Source organism: Halopseudomonas oceani (genome assembly GCF_963677335.1).
Taxonomy (GTDB): Bacteria; Pseudomonadota; Gammaproteobacteria; order Pseudomonadales; family Pseudomonadaceae; genus Halopseudomonas; species Halopseudomonas oceani.
Map to the genome: position 1 here is coordinate 3,197,827 of NZ_OY781932.1, position 24,838 is coordinate 3,222,664.

Sequence of the window (24,838 nt, forward strand, 5' to 3'; positions counted from 1 at the left end):
CTTTTGTTGTTAGTAATCGTCGGCACGTCTGACACCGGCTGTGCTAGCGGGGACTTGATGACGGCCTCGAGCTGTACTTTGGGCAAAGTCCAGGGAGGCGAAAAGCAATAAAAAAAAACCCTATGACCCTGTTTTTTTTATGGCTGGATAAGCCTGCTTATGGGTAAGCCGCTCTGGCGTGCGGCCGGCATGGGATAACGCCGGCTCTTTAGCAGAAGCCGACGCAAGCGCAGGAAGGATCAGATAAGGTGCCGAAGCGCCTGACGCGGGCCGCGCGACGAACGGCAGGTCTCAGGTGTCCAGGTGCGTAGCCTGCGCCTGCGACACCAGCCAGGCGATAAAGGCAGCCGCCTGCGGTTTTGCTGTGACCAGCGGGGAATACACTAGGTAGAAGGCTTCCTCGGTGCTGAAGCGTTGCTCAAAAGGCGCAATCAGGGTGCCTTGCTCCAGCATGTGCTCGACCAAAGAGGACCGCGCCAAGGCCACCCCCTGCCCCAGCTCGGCCAATCTCAGCGCCGAGATCAAGGTATCGAACTGCAGCCCCTGGGATGAATCAACACGGTCTGCCCCGGCCTTTTTCAACCAGTAGCCCCAACCTTCTTCATATCCCAGAACATGCAGCAATGGGTGGTGGGCAAGATCCTCAGGCGTGTTCAGCGGCTTGAGGTCCGTCGCCAGCGATGGCGAGCACACTGGCACCAGCGAGTCCCAGGTCAGGCGATCTGCTTTCAGTCCCGTCCATTTGCCCTGGCCGTGGCGGATCTCAAGATCAGCCTCAACATCGGTGTCACCAACCCAGATGTTGCTGGTGATCCGCAGGTTGATGTCCGGATGCAGTCTGCGAAATTCCGGCAGACGCATCGCCAACCAGTGCATAAAGAACACCAGATTGACGTGCACGGTCAGCACCTTGCGATGCCCCTGGCCGAAGATTTCATCGGTAGCGGCGCTCAGGCGCTCAATGGCTTCGTGCACCGCTGGCAGGTATGCCTGACCCGCTTCGCTCAGCTCCAGCCCCCTGGGCAGGCGCTTGAACAGGGGCGATCCAAGCTTGACCTCAAGCCCCTTGACCTGCTGGCTAACGGCGGCCTGGGTCAGATTCAGCTCTTCTGCGGCATGGGTAAAGTTGAGGTGGCGAGCCGAAGACTCGAACGCCCGCAACCAATTGAGCGGCGGCAAGCTTTGTTTCATAGGGGGCAGTCTCCGGGGCGTTTGCGTTGCCCAGTGCGAATCTCACGGTAGCGCCAGCAAGAGCAATCGACAAGTGGACTACCACACCTCGCCTCATCCGCACGAGGCGCGCTATCTCGAACCATCGCGCTCGGGACGGACGCATGACAACCAGACAACTGAGGTGAACGTGCACGCATAGGATTATTGTTGTTGTGTTATTGAGAGATTGACATTATAGACGATCGGTCTAATATATTCCCATGACTATTTCCAAGCCCAAAGCCCGTCGCGGCCGCCCACCCAAAGTTGCGAGAAGCTTCGACGACACCCGTGAGGCCTTGCTGCGCTGCGGCATGGAAGTGCTGACCGAGCAGGGCTTTGCGGCGACGGGAATAGACGCAGTCCTGAAACGCGTCAGCGTGCCCAAGGGTTCGTTCTATCACTACTTCGACAGCAAAGAAGCCTTCGTTCAGGAAGTGATGCAGCGCTATGCAGCCTACTTCGCCAGCAAACTGGACAGCTGGCTGCTGGACGATAACGTACCGCCGCTGCAGCGTCTGAGCAACTTCGTTGAAGACGCCAAGGCCGGGATGGCCAGGCACGCATTTCGTCGGGGTTGTCTGGTTGGCAACCTGGGTCAGGAGATATCGGCCCTGCCGCCCAGTTTTCGCCAGGCGCTGGAGAACATTCTGCTCGACTGGCAGGCGCGGCTGGCCCGTTGCCTCGAAGAAGCAGCCCGTCAGGGGCAGCTGAAACCTGAAGCCAATTGCGATGCGCTGGCCGCCTACTTCTGGATCGGCTGGGAAGGCGCCGTACTACGCGCCAAGCTGGTCCAGAATGCGCAACCGCTGGACACCTTTGCCACCGGCTTTCTCGCCGGCGCGTCGAGGTGATATTTTTTTCACTATTTATAGACGATCAGTCTAAATAAGGAGAGACCATGTTCAAGGCATTACTTGTCGACAAAAAAGAAGATCAGTATCAGACCCGCCTGACCGAGCTGGATGACAGCCAGTTGCCAGAAGGTGACGTCACAGTGCGGGTTGAGTACAGCACGCTCAACTACAAGGATGGCCTTGCCATCAGCGGCCGCAGCCCAGTGGTGCGCAGCTTTCCGATGGTGCCAGGTATTGATCTCGCTGGCGTCGTCGAAGCCAGTAATCATGACCGCTACAAGGTGGGCGACCGGGTGCTGCTCAACGGCTGGGGCGTCGGTGAGACGCACTGGGGTGGACTGGCTCAGAAGGCCCGGCTCAATGGTGACTGGCTAATCCCCCTGCCCGACCAGCTGAGCGCCCGCCAGGCCATGGCCATCGGCACGGCCGGCTATACCGCAATGCTCTGCCTGATCGCCCTGGAGCGTAACGGCATTTCACCCGCCAGCGGCGAGATTCTGGTAACGGGCGCCAATGGCGGGGTCGGCAGTTTCGCCATCGCGCTGCTCGCCAAACTGGGGTACTCGGTCACCGCGTCTACCGGTCGTCCGAGCGAGGCTGATTACCTGAAGCGCCTGGGCGCAACCACCATCATCGACCGGGCGGAGTTGAGCAACCCTGGCCGCCCGCTGGCAAAAGAACGCTGGGCAGCCGCCATCGACTCGGTGGGCAGCCATACCCTGGCCAACGTCTGCGCCAGCACGCGCGCAGACGGCGCCGTTGCCGCCTGCGGCCTGGCACAGGGCATGGACTTCCCGGCCACAGTGGCCCCCTTCATCCTGCGCGGCATCAGCCTGCTGGGCATCAACAGCGTCACCCGCCCGTATGAAGAGCGCGTAACAGCCTGGCAACGCCTGTGCTCGGACCTGGACCTTGCCCAACTGGACGACATCACCCAGGAAGTGGGCCTCGGTGAGGCCATCGCGGCAGCCGATGACCTGCTGAACGGCAAAGTACGCGGACGGCTCGTCGTCAACGTCAATCGCTAAGCAGTGAAAGCACCGCCGGGACGATGGGGACTGCTGGAGCAGTGCCCTCCTCCCGGCGTCATGCGATTACCCGGCTGCACATTTCAGGAATTAGCCCCCCAGTCCAAGCGCTGCTCTCCATTGGACTGATCGCCACGTCCGGCCTTTTGGTAAAGCGGCACTAGGACGATGGCGCAGGACTCTTCCCGTCAATCGCCAAAAGATGGTTGGTGAATGACGCTTTTGTTTCGCAACGCCATGTCGCCCAAAGCTTCGAGTCTGAGGCTCCATCACCGAGATCGAGTTCAAGTGCCAACCAGTTGCGGGCAGCCATAACATAGCGATTGGCACCGGGAAACAGCATCATCCTCGCGGTCAGATTCACATCAAGCTCTTGTTCACCTTTTGCGACGTTATTCAGCACGTGGAAGAACAGGCGCTCCATCACAGACACCAGAGACGGATGCACTATCGCGGTCGAGGTCAGCTGTTGGACCTGAGCCCAGTTTTCACCTGGCGGCACATCGTTTCGGGAAACGACTCCCCACGCCGCCACATGCACGTCACCAGACACGATAGTCACGCGCATGCCCTGCGTTTTAGCCGCTCGCATTAATGTATCAACCAGCCGTTTACGTTCACCCTCGTGATCGTTGTGAGTCCAATGGTCCTTGAGATCATCGGCACTGCTGTCCAAGACATGCTCCGAACCAAAGCTGTCCAGAAAGGCTTCGGCCAGTGACAGCTTCGGATGAACAACCGGAACAGAGGACATGAACAGTAAGTGCTGACAATCCGTTCCGGAATGTTCACGGTTGTTTGCATTGATGCTCGAAAGCCAGTTCTGGAAAGATCTCCAGGTTTCTGGCCCAAGCACCTGCTCCTGCGAGCGTTCCGTTCGCAAGTCAGCAACGGCTAGAGCAACCGACCCCGCCCGGTGCACGAAGGTGAAGCCTGGCTGATCGTCCAGTAATGGAAGCGCCAGGTCGTCTTCCTTGAGCACCTGAGACCATTTGATGGGACGGAACAATGGATCATCGTTACGCACCTCCAGGCTTGACTGATGCTCTAGGTCAGGGAGCGAGTCGGCGGCATGCTGCATCTGGAAGATCCAGAATGCTCGACGCGCATGAAAGAACAGTCGGCTAAATAGCTCGCTTTGCTGCATTTCCGGGCTATATGAGCCCCAACCGTCAAAAATATCGTGGTCATCCCACATCATGACAGTCGGAATTCGCGCCATCCCATTGGCGCAATCATTGGACGTCTTGTTGCTTCCCCACGCGTTGCGTTCCTTGGGGAGCCAGCGAGCGCTGTACAGACTTATGTAATAGTCCTCAATCTTCTGATCCAGACGTTTGCTCACGCGATAACGCAGCTGTTTTTCTCTGGGGAGACCGATCCACTCTTTCAGTGGCTTCAGGTCTTCCCAGATCGAGTCGAAGTAAATCTGGTCTCCCCCCATCAGCAACAAATGGAACCGCTGCAGTCCCTTTGCGTGAGTGCGCTGCTCGTGCCAAAGCTGCTCTTTGTCCAATTTATAACCTGACGGTCGAACCGCCTTGTCATGGCTGCAAAGAAGGTCGCCCCACACCTCATTTTCCGACTTGATGAGCTTCCGAACACCATTTGGATCCGAAAAACCGTTGCAGGAAACGTAGGCCATGCGTGGCGCGAAATCCTTGCCTGGCACCGTGAAGGACCACTTCTGCGCTATCCCCAAAACACTGTACTCAACACGTCGCTCCGCTTCGCATTGATCACAGGAAAGGTTGTAACGGAGATAGATGACGCCCTTATGCCGCAAGAGCACTGCAGGTGCCGGAGCGCGCTTACCATCGACGAAAACCTCCGGGTAGGCCTCGCTATCCTTGATGCCCATTAGCGCGCTTACTTTCCATGTGCCACTCTCTGACACCCCGCGAAACGATAGAACAGGTCCAAGCAGTAACTTAGTCATAATCCCTTCCTTGTTGATCTTGCTCCGGCTACTAAATACTCACTGTTCGTTGGCAATTGCGGAGACGATTCTGGCCCGAGCCATGGCTCTGTCAGCGAGGTACTGACTCTCGCCCGCCTGCTCAGACCACTCCCAAAAACGCTGGACTGCCAATCGAGTCTGGCTTGGATCACGGCAGTTGGCCAAAAAGACGAACTGCATCTTTTGCACCTTGTCTGCGACGTATACGCCAAAGGGGCTGCTGATCACCGTGGCATCCGGAAACCCTAGCAGGTTCGTGGCCTGCGTCTCGGTTACCGTGCGATGACAGGCCACAAAGTGCAGCGGCCCTCCGGCAGCGCCCAGTTCTGACACGTCCAGATGGTCCTGCAGGTGCGGCCGCCCCACCGGCTCTCGCGCGGCAGCCACACTGAACGCAGCCGGTACAGCATGCACTTTTGCCAGAACGGTCTGCCCCGCAATGTCGATCAGCAACTGATCGTTCGTTTTCCTGGATTGGGGACGCCCCAATAGTGCTTGGGCAACCTCGAACGCCATAGCGCTGCTGCGCCCGGCAAAATCCAGGCGACTCCATTCAAGCGCTGCCCCCAGATCGAAACGGCCACCTTTTGCGCCTTCCCCACCGCGGCGAGTCTGGGCCAGAACCGCATCAAACAGTGCTTTGAATACCTGCTTTTTCAGCGAGGGAATGTCCTTGACCTCCCCTCCCCGAAAGCCGGAAGCGGTATTTTTGAAGGCTGCAAATCGGGAGTTGCGTTCTGCCTGGGCGAGATCACTGCTCGGATCACCAACAGGCAGCTCAATCAGTCGCACCTTGCCGGGCGATGTCTTCAGGCCCTCTGCATACTCCGCATGGCAGATGCCAACGTCTGCGCCGTTTTTGGCCCAGCCGGCGTTGCCGTTGTACAGAACGATAAGAACATCGCAATCACGGACCTGCTTCAGGCACGCATCCCAGCTGTCTTCTGTGTGGTCCAACGCTTCCGCATCTTCGTTGATCCACACCTTAAAGGGCTTGGCCCCAAAAAGCGTTTCAGCTTCGATCTCTTTCTTGAGCGCCTGCCTTATATCAGTAAGAGCGACTTTTTCCTCCGCCGAAAAAAGGTCGTTGCAACGACTGGAGAGCATCACGCAAATTTTGGGGCTGGTAGCCATGAGGTTCTCTGATTCCTTGAGATATGCACTAACCCTAACAGTGCCAAGACGTATGGCAAGTACATTGGTCGGGGTCGAACTCCGGCCATTTTTGCCAAACCGTGGTCGTAATTGCCACCTGAGCCGACTCTTGCCCTGCAGTCCTTGCCTACCGATATCTAGTGTTAGCGGAGCACTTGCTCGTTGTCAGATTAGGTTACGCAGCTCGGCAGGCAAAAGATCAAGACTCTCGCGAAAAAAACGCCTGTGCTTCGCTTGCAGCTTATCTACGATGCCTTCAAGACGCTCGACTGCGTTGTATGCTTCGGAGCACAACCCCTTTTCATAAGTGGAATACCAAGCCGCCTCAAGCAGCAAATTGGCGACCTGCAAGAGCGGATACTGCACATGCGAAGTATCACTTTCTTCTATTGCGAAGGCGGCGGCGCTAGACCAATCGGTGAAACCTTTGGCTTTAGAGAAAGCGACATCAAAAGGCTGAGCAGCCCTGAATACACTTTCCAGCGTAAGCGGTTGCTGGGCTTGAAATGTCTTCACGTCTTTAGGTTGAAAGTGATTGCAGTTACCTCGCGCGACACGAAGCAAAAAAATAAGATTCCATGCAGAGCTTCCTCCCACGCCAAAACGGTCACAAATCCACTCTGACAAACTAATCCAGCTCACCGCTTGCAGCTGACTCAGGTGCTCAGTTTGCGCCCGCTCGACATCGATCAGGTTGCCTTTCCAGAACAACCAGCCTGAAAAGCCAATGTTGGCGGCCACGTCCTGCGCCGCCTCTATCGAATCCGCCTCATAAGCAGACTGCAAGGCTTCTGAAAGGGAGCTTATTGAGTCTTCTGCCGCGCTGCGTCGTTCTTCTAAAGACAGGTGGTTCTGACTGAGGGCACGCTCTTTGCTCACCAGTGCCCGAAGGTTCAAGTACTCCAAACGCACCTTGGGGTTATAGCGAATCACTAGCTGCAGGTTGGAATTAAAGGCAAACTTTTCCAGCTCAACATTAGCTGCCTGCACATCGCCTCGGCTGTAAAGATCCCATCCTCGCGCGACATGGGCCATCGCGTGGAGCGTTGGCATTTCGTTGCAATCATCGGGCAGCGCTAACAGCTGCTCCAGATCGTTGAGCGTTTCATGGCTTTTATGTTCATTGCCCATCTTGCGCCACGCCAACGTCTCCTTCAGCACGGCAAGGTTTCTCTGGAAGTCCGTCTTGGCCGAGGCCTTAGCCAAACCATAGTGTTCGTTTAGTTGGTTATGGGATTGTTCTACGCAGCCGTCTCTTGTCAGACGCAACGCTTGAGCCAGGTGGCCCCAGTACGTCACATCATCCCGGCTTGGCACCACATTGCGCCGGGCCACGTTGCGCCGGGCCACCGTGTGAGTAGCCCCCTCCCCTAAAAAGCTGGCGACGGACAACGGGTCTATTTCTGCCCCATCCACCAAAACTCGAACCCTCGACAAGGTTGCCGCATCAACCCAAAAAGGGCCTTTGCTGCGCTGCCGAAGATTGAGCAAGGCAGTATCACGAGAAACATCATGGCCCCACCCCACATTGACACCCCACCTATCAAAGTCGCTGAACGCCCTGGATATCAACATTCTCCAATTTGCCTTTCCAGGAAATCGCGCTCGCACGATGTGAACAGGCAAGCTCATTTTTCCGGATCGACATGCATGGCAAATGGCAATGAGCAACCAAAGTGATTGGTAGCGCGCCGCTGTTTCATTAACGCGCAGCGCAGGGGAAATTTCGATATTGATTGGTGGACCCAGCATGGATCTAAGGCCTAAGACAGAGAAATGAATAGCAGGTTACGGATGTTACATCAGCCTGTTTTTCCATTCAGCTCCTACCGCCTTACTCTCCATCGCGCGACACGCTCTCGCATGACCAGACAATCACAGTTAATGGAATAAACATGAAACTCGCTCGAATCGCCGGCGGTGTTTTTGCTGCTCTCAGTCTCTGCATGACATCTGTTGGGTGCGCTCAAACACCCCTAACACAAGAAAGTGGCTCTCACCTGGACAGCCTTTTTGAAGCACATGATGTGCAAGGCACCTTCGTTCTTTTCGACCCCAAACAAAACCTGTGGGTATATCACGATGAGGATAGAGCCAACACTCAATACCTACCCGCATCGACATTCAAAATTCCCAACAGCTTAATCGCTCTGGAAACTCAGGTTGCTAGTGGGCCCGAATTCCAGCTTGACTGGGATAGTGATAAAGACCCGCGTGCATCGTGGTGGCCCGCTAGCTGGGCAGAAAGCCACACCCTGCATACCGCTTTGCAACATTCCGTGGTGTGGTACTTCCAGGAAATAGCGCGCCAGGTTGGCCAAGAACGCATGCAGTCGTATGTAGATCAATTTGATTATGGAAACCGAGACATTTCTGGAGGCATTGACCAATTTTGGCTCACCGGTGATCTGCGCATTTCGGCTAAACAACAGATCAGTTTCCTCGAGCGTTTTTACCAAGGGGAGCTAGGCGCATCGGAAGCCAATGTTAATGCCGTAAAACAGATGCTGATCCTTGAAGAAACACCCCAGTACCGCCTGAGCGGGAAAACAGGCTGGGCAGGATATGGCGAAACCGACCAGCCTCAGTTGGGTTGGCTGGTAGGCTATTTAGAACGCGGGGAAGACGTTTACTTCTATGCAATGAACATCGACCTTGAACAACAAGGCGATGCGGCAAAACGCTTGGCGATCACCAAGGAAGCGTTTGAAAGCCTGTCATTAATGTAAGCTTTCGGCGCGGGTGCCCCAACACAAACGCGCCTAGACCAACTCGTTTTTTTGAACCTACCGAGCGGCGTTGATAGCGACATTCTCTTGGGCATCGCGCGCATAGAGGCCGCCACCAAGGGACTTGTAAAGCGCTACCCGGTTGGCGATGTCCGCGCCGCGCAGCGCCAGCAGGGACTGCCGCGCTGCCTGCAATTGGCGCTGGGCGTCGAGCAGCTCCAGACGGCCATCCAGACCTGCCCGGTAGCGCAGGTCGGACAGATGCAGGCGGTGTTCGGCTGCCGTCACCGCACGTAGCTGAGCGTCAATCTGATGATCGAAACTGGCCGTTCCGGCCAGCGCATCAGCCACCTCGCGGAAGGCACTTTGAACCGCCCGCTCATAGAGCGCGATGGCCTCAGACTTGCGTATCTCCGCCAGACGCAGTTCAGCGCGCAGGCGCCCACCCTGAAACAGCGGCTGTGAGATCTGTGGAGCAAAGCGCCAAACTTGAGAGGCCGGATCAAAAAGGTCGCCGAGCGAGGTGCTGGCGTAACCGAACGATGCGGTCAGCGAAATCTGCGGAAAGAACGCAGCCCGTGCTGCACCGATATCGGCATTGGCGGCAACCAACACCTGCTCGGCCTGCTGCAGGTCCGGCCGTTTCAGCAAGAGGTCCGCTGGCAGTCCGGCTGGCAGGCGCGCAATCACCGGCTGGCGCTCCAACGGCTGTGCCGGCGGCAAGTCGGCAGGCAACGGGCTGCCCAGCACCAGCTGCAGCGCATTGTTCGCCAGGAGCAGCCTGCGGCGACCCGCTTCGAGCTCAGCATCGGCCAACGCCACCTGACTCTCGGCCTGAGCGACATCCAGGCTGCTGCTCTGATCGGACTGCTTGAGCAGGCGAGCCAGCGCCAACGACTGGTTCCAGTCTGCCTGGGTCTGCTCGGCCAGTTGCACCTGCTCGTCTGCCAGACGCTGGGCAAAGTAAGCCTCGGCTACCGCGCCAACCAGCGCGATCTGCGCAGCGTCGCGCCCATGCTGGCTAGCCAGATAGCGTGCCAATGCGGCATCGGACAGCGAACGTACACGGCCAAACAGGTCCAACTCAAAGGCGCTAAGCGCAACATTCAAGCCGTTGTGCTGACTCACTGCACCAGAGCCGGATCGACTGCTGCCGCTATCGAGCGTACGTTCACGCGTGCGCTCTCCCTCCAGCCCCACCGCTGGCAGGCGCGCCGCACCCGCTATATCAGCCTGAGATTGCGCTGCCTGAACGTTGAGGGTAGCCAGACGCAGGTCACGATTGTTCTCCAGCGCCAGCTCGATCAGGCGCTGCAGACGAGGATCGCCGAACATCGCACGCCAACCAAGCGCACTGGCCGGTAGCCCCGAACCTGAAGCCTGGTTCTCTGCTGGGAAGTGCGCCGGCACCGGTGCGGATGGCATCCGCAACTCAGGTTGCAGCGAGCACGCTGACAGGCAAAGTACCAGCGGTAAGATGATTGGCAGACGCATCATGAATTCTCCTGGATCGGAGCCACCGACCGTTGGGTACGCCAGGCGCTGAAGCGCTCCTGAGCCCCGATGACGAAGACGAAGAACGCCGGTACAAAGAACACCGCCAACACCGTGCCGCTGAGCATGCCGCCAAACACACCGGTGCCAATGGCGTGCTGGGTTTCTGCACTCGCGCCACTGGCAAGCATCAGCGGCACCACGCCAAGGGTAAAGGCCAGCGAAGTCATCAGGATCGGCCGCAGCCGCAGGCGGGCAGCGGTCACTGCCGCGTCGATCAGCGTATGCCCCTGGGTATGCAGCTGACGGGCAAACTCGACAATCAGGATGGCATTCTTCGCCGACAGACCAATGATGGTGATCATCCCGACCTTGAAGAACACATCGTTAGGCATCCCTCGCAGCATCACCGCCGCCACCGCGCCGAGCAGGCCAAGCGGCACTACCAGCATCACCGACAGCGGAATACTCCAGCTCTCGTAGAGTGCCGCCAGCACCAGAAACACCACGAGCGCTGACAGCAGCATCAGCAGCGGCGCCTGCGCGGCCGACTGGCGTTCCTGCAAAGACTGCCCCGTCCAGGCGACCGCAAACCCCTGCGGCAGCTGTTTAACCAGCCGTTCCATCTCGGCCATCGCCACACCACTGGACACCCCGGGAGCGGCGCCGCCAGATATGCGCACTGCCGGGAAACCCTGGAAGCGCATCATCTGCTGCGGCGACTCGCTCCACTCCGGGGTAACCACCTCGCGCAGCGGTACCATACCGCCGGTGACATTGCGCACACGCAGGCCGAGCACATCATCCAGCTGCATGCGCGCTGTCGCGCCGGCCTGGAGGATGACTTGCTGCATGCGCCCGGCATTGGGGAAATCATTGACGTACAGCGAGCCCATGGCCGCCGATAGCGTGCTGCTCACCGCGCTGAAGGACAGCCCCATCGCTTCTGCCTTCTGTCGATCAATCTCTAGGCGGATGCTCTCGCCAGGCGGCAAACCGTCGGGGTAAACGTCGCTGACCAGACGGCTCTGCGCGGCCAGTTCCAGCAATTGCGCCTGAGCCCCCAGCAGCGCAGCCTCGCCTCGATTGGCGCGATCCTGCAGGAACAGGGTGAAGCCGGAGGACGTTCCCAGCTCGTCGATGGCCGGCGGCATCAGGCTCATCACCGTGCCTTCAACGCTGTCTGACATGGCCTGCTGGGCCAGCTCTGCCTCTTCAGCCGCCGTTGCACCATCGCGCTCGTCCCAATCCTTGAGCATGGTAAACGCCATTGCCGCATTGGGTCCGACCCCCGCAAAACTGAAGCCCAGAACCACCATGTTTGCATCCAGCGCCGGCCGCGAAGCCACGTGGGCTTCAAAGGTCTTTACCAGCTCCAGCGTGCGCTCACTGGTAGCACCAGTCGGCAACTGAATGGAGGTCATGAAGTAGCCCTGATCCTCCTCCGGCAGGAACGAAGACGGCAGCTGCTGAGCGGCGATAACCAGCACCGCGCAGAGCACTGCAAACGCCGCCATCATCCGCCCGCTGCGCCCGACCAGCCGTGCCACCCGGGCGCCGTAATTTTCAGTGAGGCGCTCAAAGCCCCGGTTGAAGGCACCGAAGAAGCCACCCTTGTGATGATGATCGGCGCTGACCGGACGTAGCAGCGTGGCGCACAGCGCCGGCGTCAGAGTCAGGGCCAGGAAGGCCGAGAACAGGATCGACACAGCCATCGACAGGGTGAACTGCTGGTAGATCACCCCGACCGAGCCGCTGCCAAAAGCCATGGGGATAAACACAGCAGTCAACACCAAGGTAATGCCGATGATCGCGCCGGTGATTTCCCGCATCGCCCGGCGGGTTGCTTCCTTCGGCGACAAACCGTGCTTGGCCATCAGCCGCTCGACGTTCTCCACCACCACGATGGCGTCATCAACGATGATGCCAATCGCCAGCACCATGCCGAACATGGTCAGCGAGTTGATCGAAAAACCGGCCAGCAGCATCACCGCAAAGGTACCGAGCAGCGCGATGGGCGCGACGATCGCCGGGATCAACGTGTAGCGCAGGTTCTGCAGGAACAGGAACATCACCAGAAACACCAGCGCCATCGCCTCGAACAAGGTGTAGATCACCTTCTCAATCGACACCTTGACGAAGGGCGCCGTGTCGAACGGCACCGAATAGGCCATACCCGCCGGAATACTGGGTGCCAGCTCGGCCAGGCGCTCACGCACCTTTGAGGCGGTGCGCACGGCATTGGCCCCGGGCGAGAGCTGAATCGCGGCGCTGGTGGCGGCCACGCCATTCTCGCGGTTGGAAAAGCCGTAGGACTGGGCGCCCAGCTCGACCCGGGCCACATCGCCGAGGGTGACCTTCGCGCCATCAGCACCGGCGCGCAGGACGATGGCAGCGAACGCCTCAGGCGTCGTCAACTGCCCCTGCACCGTCAACGGAACGGTCAGACGCTGGCCCGGCAGCGCTGGCTCGTCGCCAATCCGGCCAGGAGCAATCTGCGCGTTCTGCTGCTCAATGGCCAGAGCCAGCTCGCTCATCGTCAGCCCAAACGCCGTGAGCTTGTTCGGATCAACCCAAATACGCATGGCCTGCTCGGCGCCGAACATTTGCACACGCCCTACCCCGTCGATACGGCGCAGTTCCTCGACAAGATTGCGCGCGAAGTAGTCATTCAGCGCAACTTCATCAAACTGGCCGTTGGGCGACGTCATGCCAACAATCATCAGAAAGCTGGACGCGGCCGACTCTACCTGCAGGCCGTTTTGCCGAACGGCCTGCGGCAACCGCGGCTCGACGGCCTTGATGCGGTTCTGCACGTCTACCTGAGCCAGCTCAGGGTCGGTGCCCGGCTTGAAGGTGGCCGTGATCTGCGCACTACCCGAAGTATCTGCCGAGGACTCAAAGTACAACAGGTTCTTCACCCCGGACAGTTCGCGCTCTACCAGACTGATCACCGAGTCGTTGAGCGTCTGCGGTGTTGCACCGGGATAGGAGGCATAGAGGCTCACCGAAGGTGGCGCAACCGACGGGTAGCGGGCAATCGGCAACTGCGGGATGGCAATAACGCCAATCAGCACGATAAACAGCGCGATGACCCAGGCGAACACCGGGCGATCAATAAAAAACTGAGGCATGTCGACTTCTCCGGACTCAGTGCGCTGCGGCACTGTGCTGTGCGCTCCGCACAGCGGGCTGCCACGGGCGCGCGGCGACGTGTACTGCCGGGCTCAGACGCTCGATACCCTCAATGACCACCTGCTGGCCAGCGGCAAGCCCTGACACCACGCGATAACGGCGCTCGACCAGCTCACCGACCTCAATGGGCACCTGCTGCACCTGTCCCTGAGCATCCACCACCCACACGCTGGCCTGACCAGCAATGCGCGTCACCGCCTGCTGGGGCACACTGAGCGCATCACTGTAATGCGCGCGCGGCACCCGCGCCTGCACGTACAGGCCGGGCAGCAGACGGCGCTGCGGATTGTCGACCAGAACCCGCAGCAACACATCACCGGTACCGGCGTCTACCTCAATACCTGAGAACAGAATGTGGCCCTGCATGCCGAGTGGGCGGCCATCGCTCCCCAGAACCTCCACCACCATGTCCGGTGCCGCTGAGCTGGCTTGACGACGCAGCACCTCCAGAACCGAAGCCGACTGGCGCACATCGACATAGACCTGGTCAATCTGCTGAATCCGCGCCATGGGGGCAGCATCGGTCGGTGAAACCAGCGCCCCCTCACTGACCAGAGCCTGGTCGATACGCCCCGCAATCGGCGCCTCGACACTGGCGAACTCCAAATCGAGCTTGCGCCGGCTCAGCGTGGCTCTGGCCTGCGCCACATCGGCAGCGGCCTGGTCGCGCTGTGCCACAGCATCATCATAGAGTTGACGGCTGATCGCCTCGGCTTCCATCAGGGGAGCTAGGCGCCGGGTTTGCAGACGGGCACGGGCAAGCACCGCTTCGGCGCGCTGCAGGGCTGCTGCGGCACTGTCGACCTCGGCCCTGAAGGGAGCCGGGTTGATCTGGAATAGCGTGGTGCCGGCGTCAATTTCCGCGCCCTGCTCAAACAGCCGGTGCTGAACGATACCGCTGACCTGCGCACGAATCTCGGCGCTGCGCACGGCTGCCACTCGAGCCGGCAGCACCTCGCTGACCGACATCACCTGCGGCTCCAAGGTCATCACCGATACCTTGACTGGTGCGGGCGCCTGCTCCTCCTGCGGTGACGTATCGCAGCCAGCGAGCCCCAATGCCGCGAGCCCCGCCAACAGACACCCGAGACGCCACTGTTTGATCCCCATAACCCTTCCCCTTCACTGAATACCCGAGCCCCAACCGGATAACGTTCGGGGCTGACCCAGGTGAATTCTGATGGCGCTCTGTTGCGAATGATTCGAGGCTATGTGGAGATGGTGTGGAGGGGGCGATATACTTTCGCCTCTTTGCTTGCGAGCCTGACCATGTCTGATCTGATCGAGAGCGTACGTCCTGATTCCCTGCTGCCAGCGCTGGTACTGATCGCAGAGGACGAAGCCGAAATCGCCGACATCCTCGTGGCTTATTTGCAACGCAGCGGCCTGCGCACACAGCACGCCAAAGATGGCCACGAAGCCCTGGCCATGCACCGGGCACTCAAACCCGATCTGCTGCTGCTCGATGTCCAGATGCCCCGTCTGGATGGTTGGAAAGTCCTCAGTGAACTCCGCTCCAGTGCAGACACGCCGGTCATCATGCTCACCGCACTCGACCAGGACATTGACAAGGTCATGGGCCTGCGGCTGGGGGCAGACGACTACGTGGTCAAGCCGTTCAACCCGGCCGAAGTTGTAGCGCGGGTAGAAGCCGTACTACGCCGCACCCGCTCCAGGGTACCCGCAGCAACGCAGATGCTGCGGGTCGGCCCGTTTCAGATCGACCTGGACAATCACCAAGCGAGCGTTCAGCGTCAAGGCCAGCAGCAGCCACTAGAGCTGACGCTGACCGAGTTCAAGCTGCTCGCCTGCCTGATGCGAGCGCCCAAACGGGCGTTCAGTCGCGCCGAGCTGCTGGTCAACTGCCTGCCCGAAGGGGATACCCAGGAAAGGACTGTAGACAGCCACATCAGCAAGCTGCGCAAGAAGCTCGAAGCGCTCGACATACAAGGTGTACCAGCAAGTGTCTGGGGCGTGGGCTATCGCTTTGGTAGCGAATCATGAAGCGGACACCGGGCCTGCGGCGGCAGATAATCCAGTCCCTGGCCGTCATGGCTCTGGGGATCATCGTGATCGCCGTATTCGGCTCGTATGCCTTTTACGCTATCGCCGTGGCCTACATGCCGGACAGCATCTCCGAAACCTGGATACCCTCGCGGGTCGAGATGATCTGGATCGGCTGCACCATCATCGCCGCATTGAGCATGGCAGTGTTCGTCGCCATTCGCCTTTCCCGGCGGTTAATCACCCCGCTCAACTCTGTGGCGCACAGCCTGCGTGAAGTCGCCCAGGGCAAGCTTGATGCCCGCGCATCACTTGACGAGCAAACCATGGGCGAGACTGCGCAGCTGGTACGCGACTTCAACGCCATGGCCGAGCGCCTGCAACAAATGACCCGCGAACGCGCGTTCTGGAGTGCCGCCATCGCCCACGAGCTGCGCACACCGGTGACCATCCTGCGTGGTCGCCTGCAGGGTCTGGCCGAGGGGGTATTCACGCCCAGTGAAGATATTTTTGAAGGCTTGCTGCGCCAGGTAGAGGGGCTCAGTCGGCTGATCGAAGACCTGCGCGTGCTCAGCCTGAATGAAAATGGCCATCTGGATATTCAGCGGGTGTCAGTCAGGCTGGCGGATGAACTGAACCCAGTGCTGCAAGCCTTCACCACACCGCTGACCGAAAAAGGGTTTCAACTGCACAGTGACCTTGATGCGAGCCTGCTGGTGGAATGCGACCCGGTGCGCATCCGGCAGGCGCTCATGGGATTGCTGGAAAACGCCCTGCAGCACGCCACACCCGGTAATCTGCGAGTAAGCCTCCGGCAAGCGAACGGCCTCTGCCAACTGACGGTTGAAGATGACGGCCCCGGCATCGATAGCACCCTGGCCGAGGCGATCTTCGAAGCCTTCCGCCGCGGCGACCCCTCTCGCTCACGTCAAAGCGGCGGCAGCGGCCTGGGGCTGGCCGTGGTCAAAGCCATCGCCGCAGCCCATGGCGGCGATGTGATTTGCCAGCCTGCAGGCCAAGGTAGCGCATTCGTGATGGCCTGGCCGATTGGTGCGCAGGCACTGGAGCGGTAGCAGCGGTAGCGGTAGCGGTAGCGAGCAGATACATCGACTGCCTACCGTTCGCGGACGCCCCAACGCGTAGCGTCCAGCACGGGCCCCCTTCAAACCGCGAAGTCAGGCGACGCAAAGGCCAGCCCAGCTGCGGGGGAACCGGTGTCAGGTTAATACCTAACCTTTACATGTTGACTGGCCTTTTTAGGAGTCACAGGTGAACCCGTGGTCCCGCTTGTACTGCTCAACAATAGACGCGTCCATTGTGTCGAATAAAACACATACGGTGTAACTGCCAATTTGCTTACCGTTTAATACATAGCCCCAATCCGTGATTTGGCTTTCTCTAAACGCATAAACTTCACCATATTTCATGCTTCTGATTAAATTTGGCTCATTAACCAGCACACCTGCATAACCTCCCTCAATCTTTCTGAATGGAGAAAACCATAAATGCTCCACACCAAAACCATCAGACACCATAACCTTCAGCTTGAAGCCATCAGCACCTTCAGGCGGATTTTCAGCAATGCTGAAAAAGCCCTCCAAAGTGCTTCTTGCTTCTGCAATTGCTGAATTCATTGCGCTATCCTGCTCATCGACATACCGTACCTGGTCGTCGATCTTAGTCTCTGAGAAACCAGGGAGAGGCAATGCCAGTAGCATTACGAAAAGTGCTCGTTTCATTACTATTCCTAACGCTTTGCTCACTGAAAAATGACGAGCGCCAGCGAGTCATTTTTCCGGTGCAGCAACTTGTTATATACAATCTTCACACACCCAACTTTGCCAAGAGTTCTTTTAATGAATCATCAACATTCGAATCTGCTGTATCAATCGTTATAACTTCTGAGCTCCAAGGTTCGTAAACCCGGTCTTTAATCTTATCCCAACTAGGAGGCTTGAGATTTGCCACAGTGCTTTTTCGTTTAATGGCTCGTAGCTCATGCTCTTTTGGGTCGGTACAAACGACTTCAATGTTTACAAATTTCGCACCTACATTCGTGGCAACCGCCTCCCACTCCCGACGAACAAACTCCTCGGCGTTACAAGAATCGGAAATAGCACTAAGACCCAACAATAAATTATCCTGAACAATCCGATAACTGAGCTGATAGCCTTCACCTTCTAGATCTAGATCACATAAATCCCGTAATCCTTGTTCAACAGTGTCAATGCGGACATATAAGATACGTAGATGTTTCGAAAGCAGTTGAGCAAGTGTAGATTTTCCAACCGCAGGCAAACCGGAAAATATATATAGCGTTGGACGACTCAAATGTCTATTCCTTGTATCTAACGCTGCATTCAGCGGCTAGTCCGCTGCAATGCCTTGTTAGGCATTTCTATGCTGGTTGAGATGATGTGGAAATCACCACCATCAATTTTGTAAAGCTCCTGCTTGGGGTCATAAAATAAGTTTAATGTTCCGATTTCACAATTCAGGAATTCATTACCCAGCAGTTGACCAAGCATTTGCAGCTTTCCCTCTTTGTTAAGTTGCGAACGATTGCCACCCGCTAGAACTACGTCGCTCGCCAGACATGCTTTATAACCTGAATTATTAAAATCGACCACTATGCCGCCGGGAGTAAAGCGCTCCATATCTTCAGCTTGGTCAGAAAGCTTGCTGTTTGTGCCTTTCCAGTTCTTCTTGGATTGAAAGGGTAGACCTTTCGAGCGAATGACATTTCCACGACTATCAAAAACCTTGATCTGGAAAATTCCGTCAGACCCATATATGCGTTCGGGAGCGTTTTTTCCACGACCTCTAAGTTTTGTATACCCGATATCAACCGTATAAATTCCTTCTGGAGTTGAAAAAAATTGGTTTCTAGGCATCGCTATAGCTTGGCCAAATGCTCCAGTCAATGCGTCCTCATCGCCATAGTTCATATCGAATGTACTTTCAGCGCCTGAAACAGCGGCTAAATACCTATCTCGAAGTGAATCTATTACTAAGCTTGGAAGTATGTCTTTCATAATTGCCTAACGCCCACAGCAGGGGCGGCCGAAGCGTAGCGTAGGCCGTCCCGCAGAGGCCCCGTCAGGGGCCGGCGCAAACTGCCTGTAATTGTTAGGTGCTTGGAACTTGAACGGATTCGTAGATACCAGAGTACTCACCATAATCTTTGCCGTCCAAATTACGTACTTTTATACCTTGATCAATCTTTTCAACATGCAGCTGAAAGCTTCTTATATTAGATTGATCTTTGGCTACCCTCTTACCGGAGGAGAGTACATTGAGAGTAATGTTTGTAGCTGATGTACCATTTTCAACTACACCTCTCAAAGACTTAGTGCTTTTCGTAAGGATTACATATGCCTTCTCAGACGTATAGTTTCCGGTAATCGTATAGACACCACCAGAACCATCAAACAATAGGAAGTGCCTAAAGTACTCTTGGTCTCTGAAGTAGCATTTACTTTCAGACTGAAAGTATCCCTGAATCATCTATTACACCTAACGCCCGCATTTGCGGCTGGTTTGGAGCGCAGCGGAAAACCAGTCCGATAACATGCGCTTGTTAGGCCAGGACCGTTGCATTGGCACTATTAGCCCGGACAGCCAAAACTGCACCAGACATAAAATCAATTGCGGTAAGCCACTGAGGCTCTGCCGTTTGATTGGGCTCAATCATAATAACTCCTTCAGCCCAATCTTCGTCGACCCAATAACCAAAGGAGTTGATACAATCATCTTCTGTAAAGGGCATTTCTGAATCTCGTGGCATGAAACGAAATTCACTTACTTCTCTGAACTCAATAGTTAATGCCTGTGGAGTGTCAGTGCTGACCCAATCACCCTGCGAGCGCTGCCAACTTAATACGAGCTCACGCTTCTCTACAGAGTAATCCAAACCCTTGAAGTCGAAATTATTGTGCAAATCAAGTTCGTAACTTCCTTGCACTAGATAGATTCCATCAACTATTTCGTAATTTCGTTTCATTGTGGCCTTAACGCTTTGCTCACCGGAAAATTGGGAGCGTAGCGAGTAATTTTCCGCGTGCAGCAACTTGTTAGAAGCTTTTGCTACTTCCATCTTTCAAGACCTTCGGCAATGCCAAACAAGCTAGATACAACATGGTGTAACATTTGAAATCCCTGATACACAAAAGGTGCTGCCCTATCAATTTCGATAAGCTTAAATGCCTCTTCAATTTTGCTGCTAGGCAAATGTGCATCAGCATGACGCAGCTCGTATACACCAACTAATGATGAGGTAATCTTTCGAACCAACTCCCTGTCATATTTTGAAGCTAATAAATTCTCCAAAGACTTCAATGAGCCCCATTTTTCCTTTTTCGGCGGGGTAACAATAGTTTGCATTGCTTGGGCATCAAGGCTATCTGCGATTAGTCTCGCAAGATCTTTTGCTAATGCAAAAAAGGACTGCTCATCTACAGCCCTAAAACGATGGGTTTTCTCAATGAGCTGAGGGATTGCATCATGCTCGCGAAATATCTGGATATTGAGCTTTTCCATTGCTAATTTGTTTACAAGCTCAATGCCTTTACCTAAAAACTCTTCTGGAGCTTTCGTATCAGCGGGTTCGGCTTTCACTTGCGATGCAAGTAGTTCATTGGAAACACCTCCTTCTGGAGTAATGTTGTAGCCAGCCCAAATCTGTTGCTGCCACTCCGGTAGAAGCCCTATATCTTTTGCATATACATTAATTAAACCGAGTTCGTTAACTCCAAAATGGACACCATAACCATAACTACAAGAAACACTACCTGTTTGAGCAGTATAAAAGGAGAGATGACCACCTCGTCTATGGCATAAAGCCATTATGACCTCGGGCTTAAACCATACCCACTTGCCAGAATCGATGAGGTCTCGCCCACATGACTTGTTGCCCTCTGCATCGACCACAAAAAATGTAGTTGGCGGTGTCTCATCTCCACGAACCTTGGGACTGATTGCCCCTGGCAGGATCACTTCATTTCGCCATAGTTCGCCAGATACCCTATAGAGTTTTCGGCCTTCGAACTCTCTTTCCCAAGACTCTCCATGAGTATTTTCGTCGGTAGGAATACCAGATATATCTGGTACATCATCAGTTTCATCCACATCCGTTCTAGCCACATGAAATACAGCCATCTTTCCGCCAAACGGATTCCCACCTTCATGAATCTCTGCAACTCGGCCTTCCCAACGATCTAGCTCATCCTCGTATCTATTATTGCCATCTTTCCAAGCAATATGGGATGCATCGCTAAGAATGGTATCTCTATTAAAGTAATGCGTCATATAGAGCGCCATGTCTCTAGCGCAGAGATAATCTTTCAAATATTGAGATTTTATTTCCAATAAAACAGGCTTGTTGCTTTCAGAAAGCTCAAGCCGTGCTACTTCAACATAGCCATCACTTGGGCAAACCCAAGAATTACCTTCTCGCTTCAATCCAAGTGTGACTACTAAATCTTGATTCAGATGCCAAACATTGGGGCCATCATCTTGAGCCATTTGGTCTAAGACAAGGTGGACTCCTTCAAACTCACCACTGTAATCTCGATAAACTTCTGCCGGTATATATTTACCATCATCAACCCAGCCCGAGTGATTATGACTGATCCCAATATCCATCCAGCCAAGTTTCTTTGCTTCTTCAACTTTATCATTCGGTACAGCTATTGAGCCGCTACCGAAAAAGTCCTCCTTGTAGCCCTCGTAGCCATATCTCCCCTTCTTCTCTTTACTTAATACTGCGCGCAGTGGAATCCAGACTGACTTGCCGAAGCTTTTGCGTCGGATATCTTGCATTTCAAACCATTCTTGATTCACTCTATTTTATTCTCCGATGTTTGAGTATTGGGGCTTCTAACGCCAAAAATAAGCGGCGACCCGACAGGGGCGTCCGGTGGACGGCCGCCAGGCCGGGAACGAACTTGATTGATTTGTTAAATGTCGTCGCGCCATTCGCTATGCTGACACACCCTATCGTACTCAAGCCATGGCACGTCGTGCGACACCCAAATATGGGCCTCGGGCTTCAAAGCGGGATCATCGTCCAGAGTGGCTACCCGAACAATTACGTGTGGCTGTGCAGGCCTCTCGGCAACCAAATGAGAACCACAGCGTTTGCAGAAATGGCGCAATTTGCCAGGAGATGATTCGAACGTAGAAATAGAGTTTATGCCGCTGAGCCAGCGGAAATTCTCGCGCTTTACTCCCGCAGTGGAGGCAAATGGGGCCGCATGGGCCTTACGACAAGTCTGACAATGACAATGCACAATCGGCATATCCACAGAGTCAAGTTCGTAACTTATCTCGCCACACAAACAGCTTCCCTTCAGCCCCATTGGGGATCTCCTTCTGTACATTTAACGCCTCAATAATGGGCCGGAAAACCGCGTAGCGGTTTGGAGGTCCAGCCCGAAGGGGCGACATTGATTGATTTGTTAAGTGCCATTGCTACCAGTCTTTAGGCCAATTATGGTGATGATAAGCTACCAGCTCATCATTGCCGTCATAAACTTCAAATCTATGTCGCAGCCCAGCAACCGTGAGAGCTTTTGATACTATACTGGACTGCCTTATTAACTCTTCTGCTGATTCTTCGTCAGCTGTGATACAGGGTGCACCCAGATCTCCACCAAACTCTCGGAATACAAAGTGATCGAAGCCTTGAATTCTTATCGCATATTCTCCGACATTAAGCGAAAGGTTTGCAGCTTCTAATATCTGGCACATTTCATCTTTACTAGGCCAGTTTTCTATTTCACCGGATAAACCTGCGTATTCTTCACTCATAGCACTTAACGCCGTGGTCAGTGGGCCAGCGTAGTGGAGTATTTTTTATGGTAAAAAGAGCGAAGCTATACCATAAAAAATGCGGAGCGTAGCTGGCTCCACTGCACCACCTTGTTAGGCACTGACGCCTAGATTGATAGGAACAAGTTCGCGTAACCTGAGTTTTCATTCAGGAAATCGCGCAAGCCTTCCAAATACTGCCTCAGTGGCTCCTCAGGAGCACCATGAAATTCTTCAATTTCTGACCACCTGCCAATTACTTCAGATATTTCATCATCATTCAGATTCTTAATCTTATCCTGAAGCGCTTCAGGGAAAGACAAAATGAAGGATTCCCCTTCCGGTGGATGAACAGGCTGAAACCCTTTCATTAGCTCCTTATATGAAGAGACACCTAGAAATTCACCAAGCTGGGATAGCGGGATCATGTCGATATTTTTGGCGTTAAACCACTTGCCGTATAAATACGGATCTTCACTATTTACCACTTCCTCAGGGTCATTTCCTTCGAGGAATACTACATCTGAAATCGGCACTGATCTCTCCTTTTATGTACGCCTAACGTTCGGTTAAGGGGCCGGCTTTAGCCGGTCCCAGTGAGCGAAGCGGACGATTTGAACCACTTGTTAGGCATAAACTACGGTGCTAATTTTGAGTTGTCAGAAATAGAAAAAGCTACAGCGCCGGTTTTATGGCAAATGACTGTGATTAGGCCTAATAGTTGTGCCTCACTAGTTTCTGACCATGTATCGCCAAAGTGTACGGTTATATGCACTGACTCTACAGGATTGCCGCTGAGTAGAGCCTCTACAGAAAACTCGTTAGATTGCCAAATGCCGTTCACTGCTCCTGGGAAAGATAGGCCTATAGCAGTTTCAACGAATTCCTTATTTCCTAGCAGTGCAACGTCTTCAACTGCTGAAAGGTCTTCGGTCGACAGGTCATTTGGTTTTATGAGGATTACATCGAAACTCATGTTTTATGCCTAACAGTTGAGTGGACCGACGGCTTCACCATTGCATATCAGTGACCTCTTCATAACAACGCGACGCCTCGCTTACCTAAAACAAAGTATTTATATTTAAATCAAATACTTATATCTCTTCCACAACGCACAGCCTGTAATATCTTGACTTCCTCATTTTGCGCACCCAATAATACTGTATAAAAATACAGCATGGATGCGATATGGATACCATCCCAGCCAAACCCCGGCTGCGGGAGCAGTTCCGCAACGTCATGAGGGTCAATCATTACAGCATTCGTACCGAGAAGGCCTACTGGTACTGGATACGCTACTTCCTGCGCTACCACCGGATGCGTCACCCACTGGAGATGGGGGCGGCGGACGTTAGCGAGTTTCTCACCTGGCTGGCCGTCAGTCGGCATGTGGCCCCAGCCACACAGAATCAGGCGCTCAACGCGCTGGTGTTTCTTTACGGTAAGGTGCTTGATCAGCCCCTGGGTGATATTGGCGACACTGTGCGGGCGAAACGCCCTGCACGTATCCCGACAGTGTTGACGCACGGTGAAGCAACCCAGATCATCGCGCTGCTGCAGGAGCCTCACAAGCTGATTGCGTCGTTGATGTACGGCTCGGGGCTGCGTGTTGTCGAAGCCTGTCGGCTGCGAATCAAAGACATCGACTTCGACCGCCAGATCATCACGGTGCGTAGCGGTAAGGGAGATAAGGATCGCACCACGCTGCTGCCGAGCCCGCTGATTGAGCCACTGAAAGACCGCAAAGCGCGCATCCAGCGTGCCTGGCGCGAGCAGGATGCGTTTTACCAGTGTGATGCCAGCCTGCCCTATGCGCTGCGCCGCAAATACCCTAATGCGGCGCGGTCGCTGGAGTGGCAGTGGTTCTTTCCCTCTCAGGGTTTGTGCACCGACGATGAAGGCAACATCGTGCGGCACCACCTGCACGTCAGTGCGGTGCAAAAGGCTGTCAGACGGGCTGTGCGCGCGACGGCGATTGGTAAGCCGGCTGGCTGTCACACCTTCGCTACCGAACTGCTGCGCCGTGGCAGTGACATTCGCACGGTGCAGACGCTGCTGGGGCATGCCGATGTGCGTACTACGCAGATTTATACCCATGTCCTTGGTAATGCCTTTGCCGAAGTGCAAAGTCCGCTCGGCTGAGCTTTGGCTAAGCTGAGCTGTCCCTTTCGTGTTTCAAGACTATTCCACGGCGCAAAGCGCTGTCTATCCCCCTACATACAACCATCCCACGCGATGGTCGGGAGTGTTGTTTATGTCACTGTCGTTTGAGCGATGACGCTGCGGGTTTGCGGAATATCCCCATCCAGATGCCGTCTTCACCCGTTTCATCTTGAAGCTGGGAGCAAGTCGCTCTTGAGTAGTGCCTTGTTACCAAGCGCCTTCAAGTCATCC

At 55.3% G+C, this 24,838-nt stretch carries 23 protein-coding genes; 6 read left to right on the plus strand and 17 right to left on the minus strand.

Translation table 11 applies throughout. The features are described from left to right. Positions 1–291: 291 nt before the first annotated feature. Positions 292–1,191 carry a transcriptional regulator GcvA gene (gcvA, locus tag ACKPCU_RS14915; protein ID WP_321347895.1) on the minus strand — a complete coding sequence of 300 codons (900 nt, stop codon included), beginning with the start codon at positions 1,189–1,191 and terminating at the stop codon, positions 292–294. A 242-nt stretch (positions 1,192–1,433) separates the two neighbouring features. Between gcvA and acuR the strand changes: the two genes are divergently transcribed. Together acuR and acuI are read left to right on the plus strand one after the other, a co-directional pair. Further along, the gene (gene acuR / locus ACKPCU_RS14920; RefSeq protein WP_321347896.1) at positions 1,434–2,066 is read left to right on the plus strand and encodes an acrylate utilization transcriptional regulator AcuR; all 633 of its coding nucleotides are present in this window, start codon (positions 1,434–1,436) and stop codon (positions 2,064–2,066) included. A gap of 47 nt (positions 2,067–2,113) precedes the next feature. Further along, entirely contained in the window at positions 2,114–3,097 is a 984-nt protein-coding gene (acuI, locus tag ACKPCU_RS14925; protein WP_118129444.1) for an acrylyl-CoA reductase (NADPH), read from the plus strand. Between the two features lie 160 nt (positions 3,098–3,257). On the opposite strand, the gene ACKPCU_RS14930 is transcribed toward acuI, so the two are convergent. The 3 genes from ACKPCU_RS14930 to ACKPCU_RS14940 all read right to left on the minus strand — a co-directional run bounded on the left by ACKPCU_RS14930 (position 3,258) and on the right by ACKPCU_RS14940 (position 7,964). Continuing rightward, positions 3,258–5,036: an alkaline phosphatase D family protein gene (locus ACKPCU_RS14930; protein WP_321347899.1), complete on the minus strand. Its 1,779-nt coding sequence runs from the start codon at positions 5,034–5,036 to the stop codon at positions 3,258–3,260. Positions 5,037–5,075: 39 nt separating this feature from the next. Beyond that, positions 5,076–6,191 carry a DUF4062 domain-containing protein gene (locus ACKPCU_RS14935; RefSeq protein WP_321347901.1) on the minus strand — a complete coding sequence of 372 codons (1,116 nt, stop codon included), beginning with the start codon at positions 6,189–6,191 and terminating at the stop codon, positions 5,076–5,078. A gap of 186 nt (positions 6,192–6,377) precedes the next feature. Then, on the minus strand, positions 6,378–7,964 hold the full coding sequence (locus ACKPCU_RS14940) for a hypothetical protein (protein WP_321347903.1): 1,587 nt from the start codon (positions 7,962–7,964) through the stop codon (positions 6,378–6,380). A gap of 143 nt (positions 7,965–8,107) precedes the next feature. Between ACKPCU_RS14940 and blaOXA the strand changes: the two genes are divergently transcribed. Beyond that, positions 8,108–8,941 carry a class D beta-lactamase gene (gene blaOXA, locus ACKPCU_RS14945; protein ID WP_321347904.1) on the plus strand — a complete coding sequence of 278 codons (834 nt, stop codon included), beginning with the start codon at positions 8,108–8,110 and terminating at the stop codon, positions 8,939–8,941. Between the two features lie 57 nt (positions 8,942–8,998). Here the strand turns inward: blaOXA and ACKPCU_RS14950 are convergent, their stop codons facing one another. From ACKPCU_RS14950 to ACKPCU_RS14960, 3 genes are read right to left on the minus strand one after another with little or no spacing between them, the layout of a single operon-like run. After that, the gene (locus tag ACKPCU_RS14950; RefSeq protein WP_321347906.1) at positions 8,999–10,438 is read right to left on the minus strand and encodes an efflux transporter outer membrane subunit; all 1,440 of its coding nucleotides are present in this window, start codon (positions 10,436–10,438) and stop codon (positions 8,999–9,001) included. Then, positions 10,435–13,569: an efflux RND transporter permease subunit gene (locus ACKPCU_RS14955; protein WP_321347908.1), complete on the minus strand. Its 3,135-nt coding sequence runs from the start codon at positions 13,567–13,569 to the stop codon at positions 10,435–10,437. Before ACKPCU_RS14955 ends, ACKPCU_RS14950 begins: the two co-directional genes overlap by 4 nt. Before the next feature lie 16 nt (positions 13,570–13,585). Further along, entirely contained in the window at positions 13,586–14,740 is a 1,155-nt protein-coding gene (locus ACKPCU_RS14960) for an efflux RND transporter periplasmic adaptor subunit (protein WP_321347910.1), read from the minus strand. A gap of 159 nt (positions 14,741–14,899) precedes the next feature. Between ACKPCU_RS14960 and ACKPCU_RS14965 the strand changes: the two genes are divergently transcribed. Both ACKPCU_RS14965 and ACKPCU_RS14970 read left to right on the plus strand, forming a co-directional pair. Beyond that, positions 14,900–15,634 carry a response regulator gene (locus ACKPCU_RS14965; RefSeq protein ID WP_321347912.1) on the plus strand — a complete coding sequence of 245 codons (735 nt, stop codon included), beginning with the start codon at positions 14,900–14,902 and terminating at the stop codon, positions 15,632–15,634. Then, positions 15,631–16,707, plus strand: coding sequence for a HAMP domain-containing sensor histidine kinase (locus tag ACKPCU_RS14970; protein ID WP_321347914.1), 1,077 nt, complete (start codon positions 15,631–15,633; stop codon positions 16,705–16,707). Before ACKPCU_RS14965 ends, ACKPCU_RS14970 begins: the two co-directional genes overlap by 4 nt. A 183-nt stretch (positions 16,708–16,890) precedes the next feature. On the opposite strand, the gene ACKPCU_RS14975 is transcribed toward ACKPCU_RS14970, so the two are convergent. From ACKPCU_RS14975 to ACKPCU_RS15020, 10 genes are all read right to left on the minus strand, one after another. Continuing rightward, positions 16,891–17,373: a YegJ family protein gene (locus ACKPCU_RS14975; RefSeq protein ID WP_321347916.1), complete on the minus strand. Its 483-nt coding sequence runs from the start codon at positions 17,371–17,373 to the stop codon at positions 16,891–16,893. An 85-nt stretch (positions 17,374–17,458) separates the two neighbouring features. Continuing rightward, positions 17,459–17,965, minus strand: coding sequence for a P-loop nucleotide/nucleoside kinase family protein (locus ACKPCU_RS14980; RefSeq protein WP_321347918.1), 507 nt, complete (start codon positions 17,963–17,965; stop codon positions 17,459–17,461). A gap of 29 nt (positions 17,966–17,994) precedes the next feature. After that, entirely contained in the window at positions 17,995–18,669 is a 675-nt protein-coding gene (locus ACKPCU_RS14985; RefSeq protein ID WP_321347920.1) for a hypothetical protein, read from the minus strand. Positions 18,670–18,763: 94 nt separating this feature from the next. Next, on the minus strand, positions 18,764–19,141 hold the full coding sequence (locus ACKPCU_RS14990) for a hypothetical protein (protein ID WP_321347921.1): 378 nt from the start codon (positions 19,139–19,141) through the stop codon (positions 18,764–18,766). Positions 19,142–19,214: 73 nt separating this feature from the next. After that, complete coding sequence (locus ACKPCU_RS14995; protein ID WP_321347922.1) at positions 19,215–19,730, minus strand: hypothetical protein; 516 nt, start codon at positions 19,728–19,730, stop codon at positions 19,215–19,217. Beyond that, positions 19,721–21,475 carry a hypothetical protein gene (locus ACKPCU_RS15000; RefSeq protein WP_321347924.1) on the minus strand — a complete coding sequence of 585 codons (1,755 nt, stop codon included), beginning with the start codon at positions 21,473–21,475 and terminating at the stop codon, positions 19,721–19,723. Before ACKPCU_RS15000 ends, ACKPCU_RS14995 begins: the two co-directional genes overlap by 10 nt. A gap of 116 nt (positions 21,476–21,591) precedes the next feature. Further along, complete coding sequence (locus tag ACKPCU_RS15005) at positions 21,592–21,993, minus strand: GFA family protein (RefSeq protein ID WP_321347926.1); 402 nt, start codon at positions 21,991–21,993, stop codon at positions 21,592–21,594. Positions 21,994–22,105: 112 nt separating this feature from the next. After that, positions 22,106–22,444: a hypothetical protein gene (locus ACKPCU_RS15010; protein ID WP_146040366.1), complete on the minus strand. Its 339-nt coding sequence runs from the start codon at positions 22,442–22,444 to the stop codon at positions 22,106–22,108. 128 nt (positions 22,445–22,572) lie between these two features. Further along, positions 22,573–22,980: a hypothetical protein gene (locus tag ACKPCU_RS15015; RefSeq protein WP_321346257.1), complete on the minus strand. Its 408-nt coding sequence runs from the start codon at positions 22,978–22,980 to the stop codon at positions 22,573–22,575. 101 nt (positions 22,981–23,081) lie between these two features. Beyond that, a complete protein-coding gene (locus ACKPCU_RS15020; RefSeq protein ID WP_321347929.1) occupies positions 23,082–23,420 on the minus strand; it encodes a hypothetical protein in 339 nt (112 codons plus the stop codon). A gap of 212 nt (positions 23,421–23,632) precedes the next feature. Between ACKPCU_RS15020 and ACKPCU_RS15025 the strand changes: the two genes are divergently transcribed. Continuing rightward, the gene (locus tag ACKPCU_RS15025) at positions 23,633–24,586 is read left to right on the plus strand and encodes an integron integrase (protein ID WP_321347932.1); all 954 of its coding nucleotides are present in this window, start codon (positions 23,633–23,635) and stop codon (positions 24,584–24,586) included. The last annotated feature ends 252 nt before the right edge of the window (positions 24,587–24,838 follow it).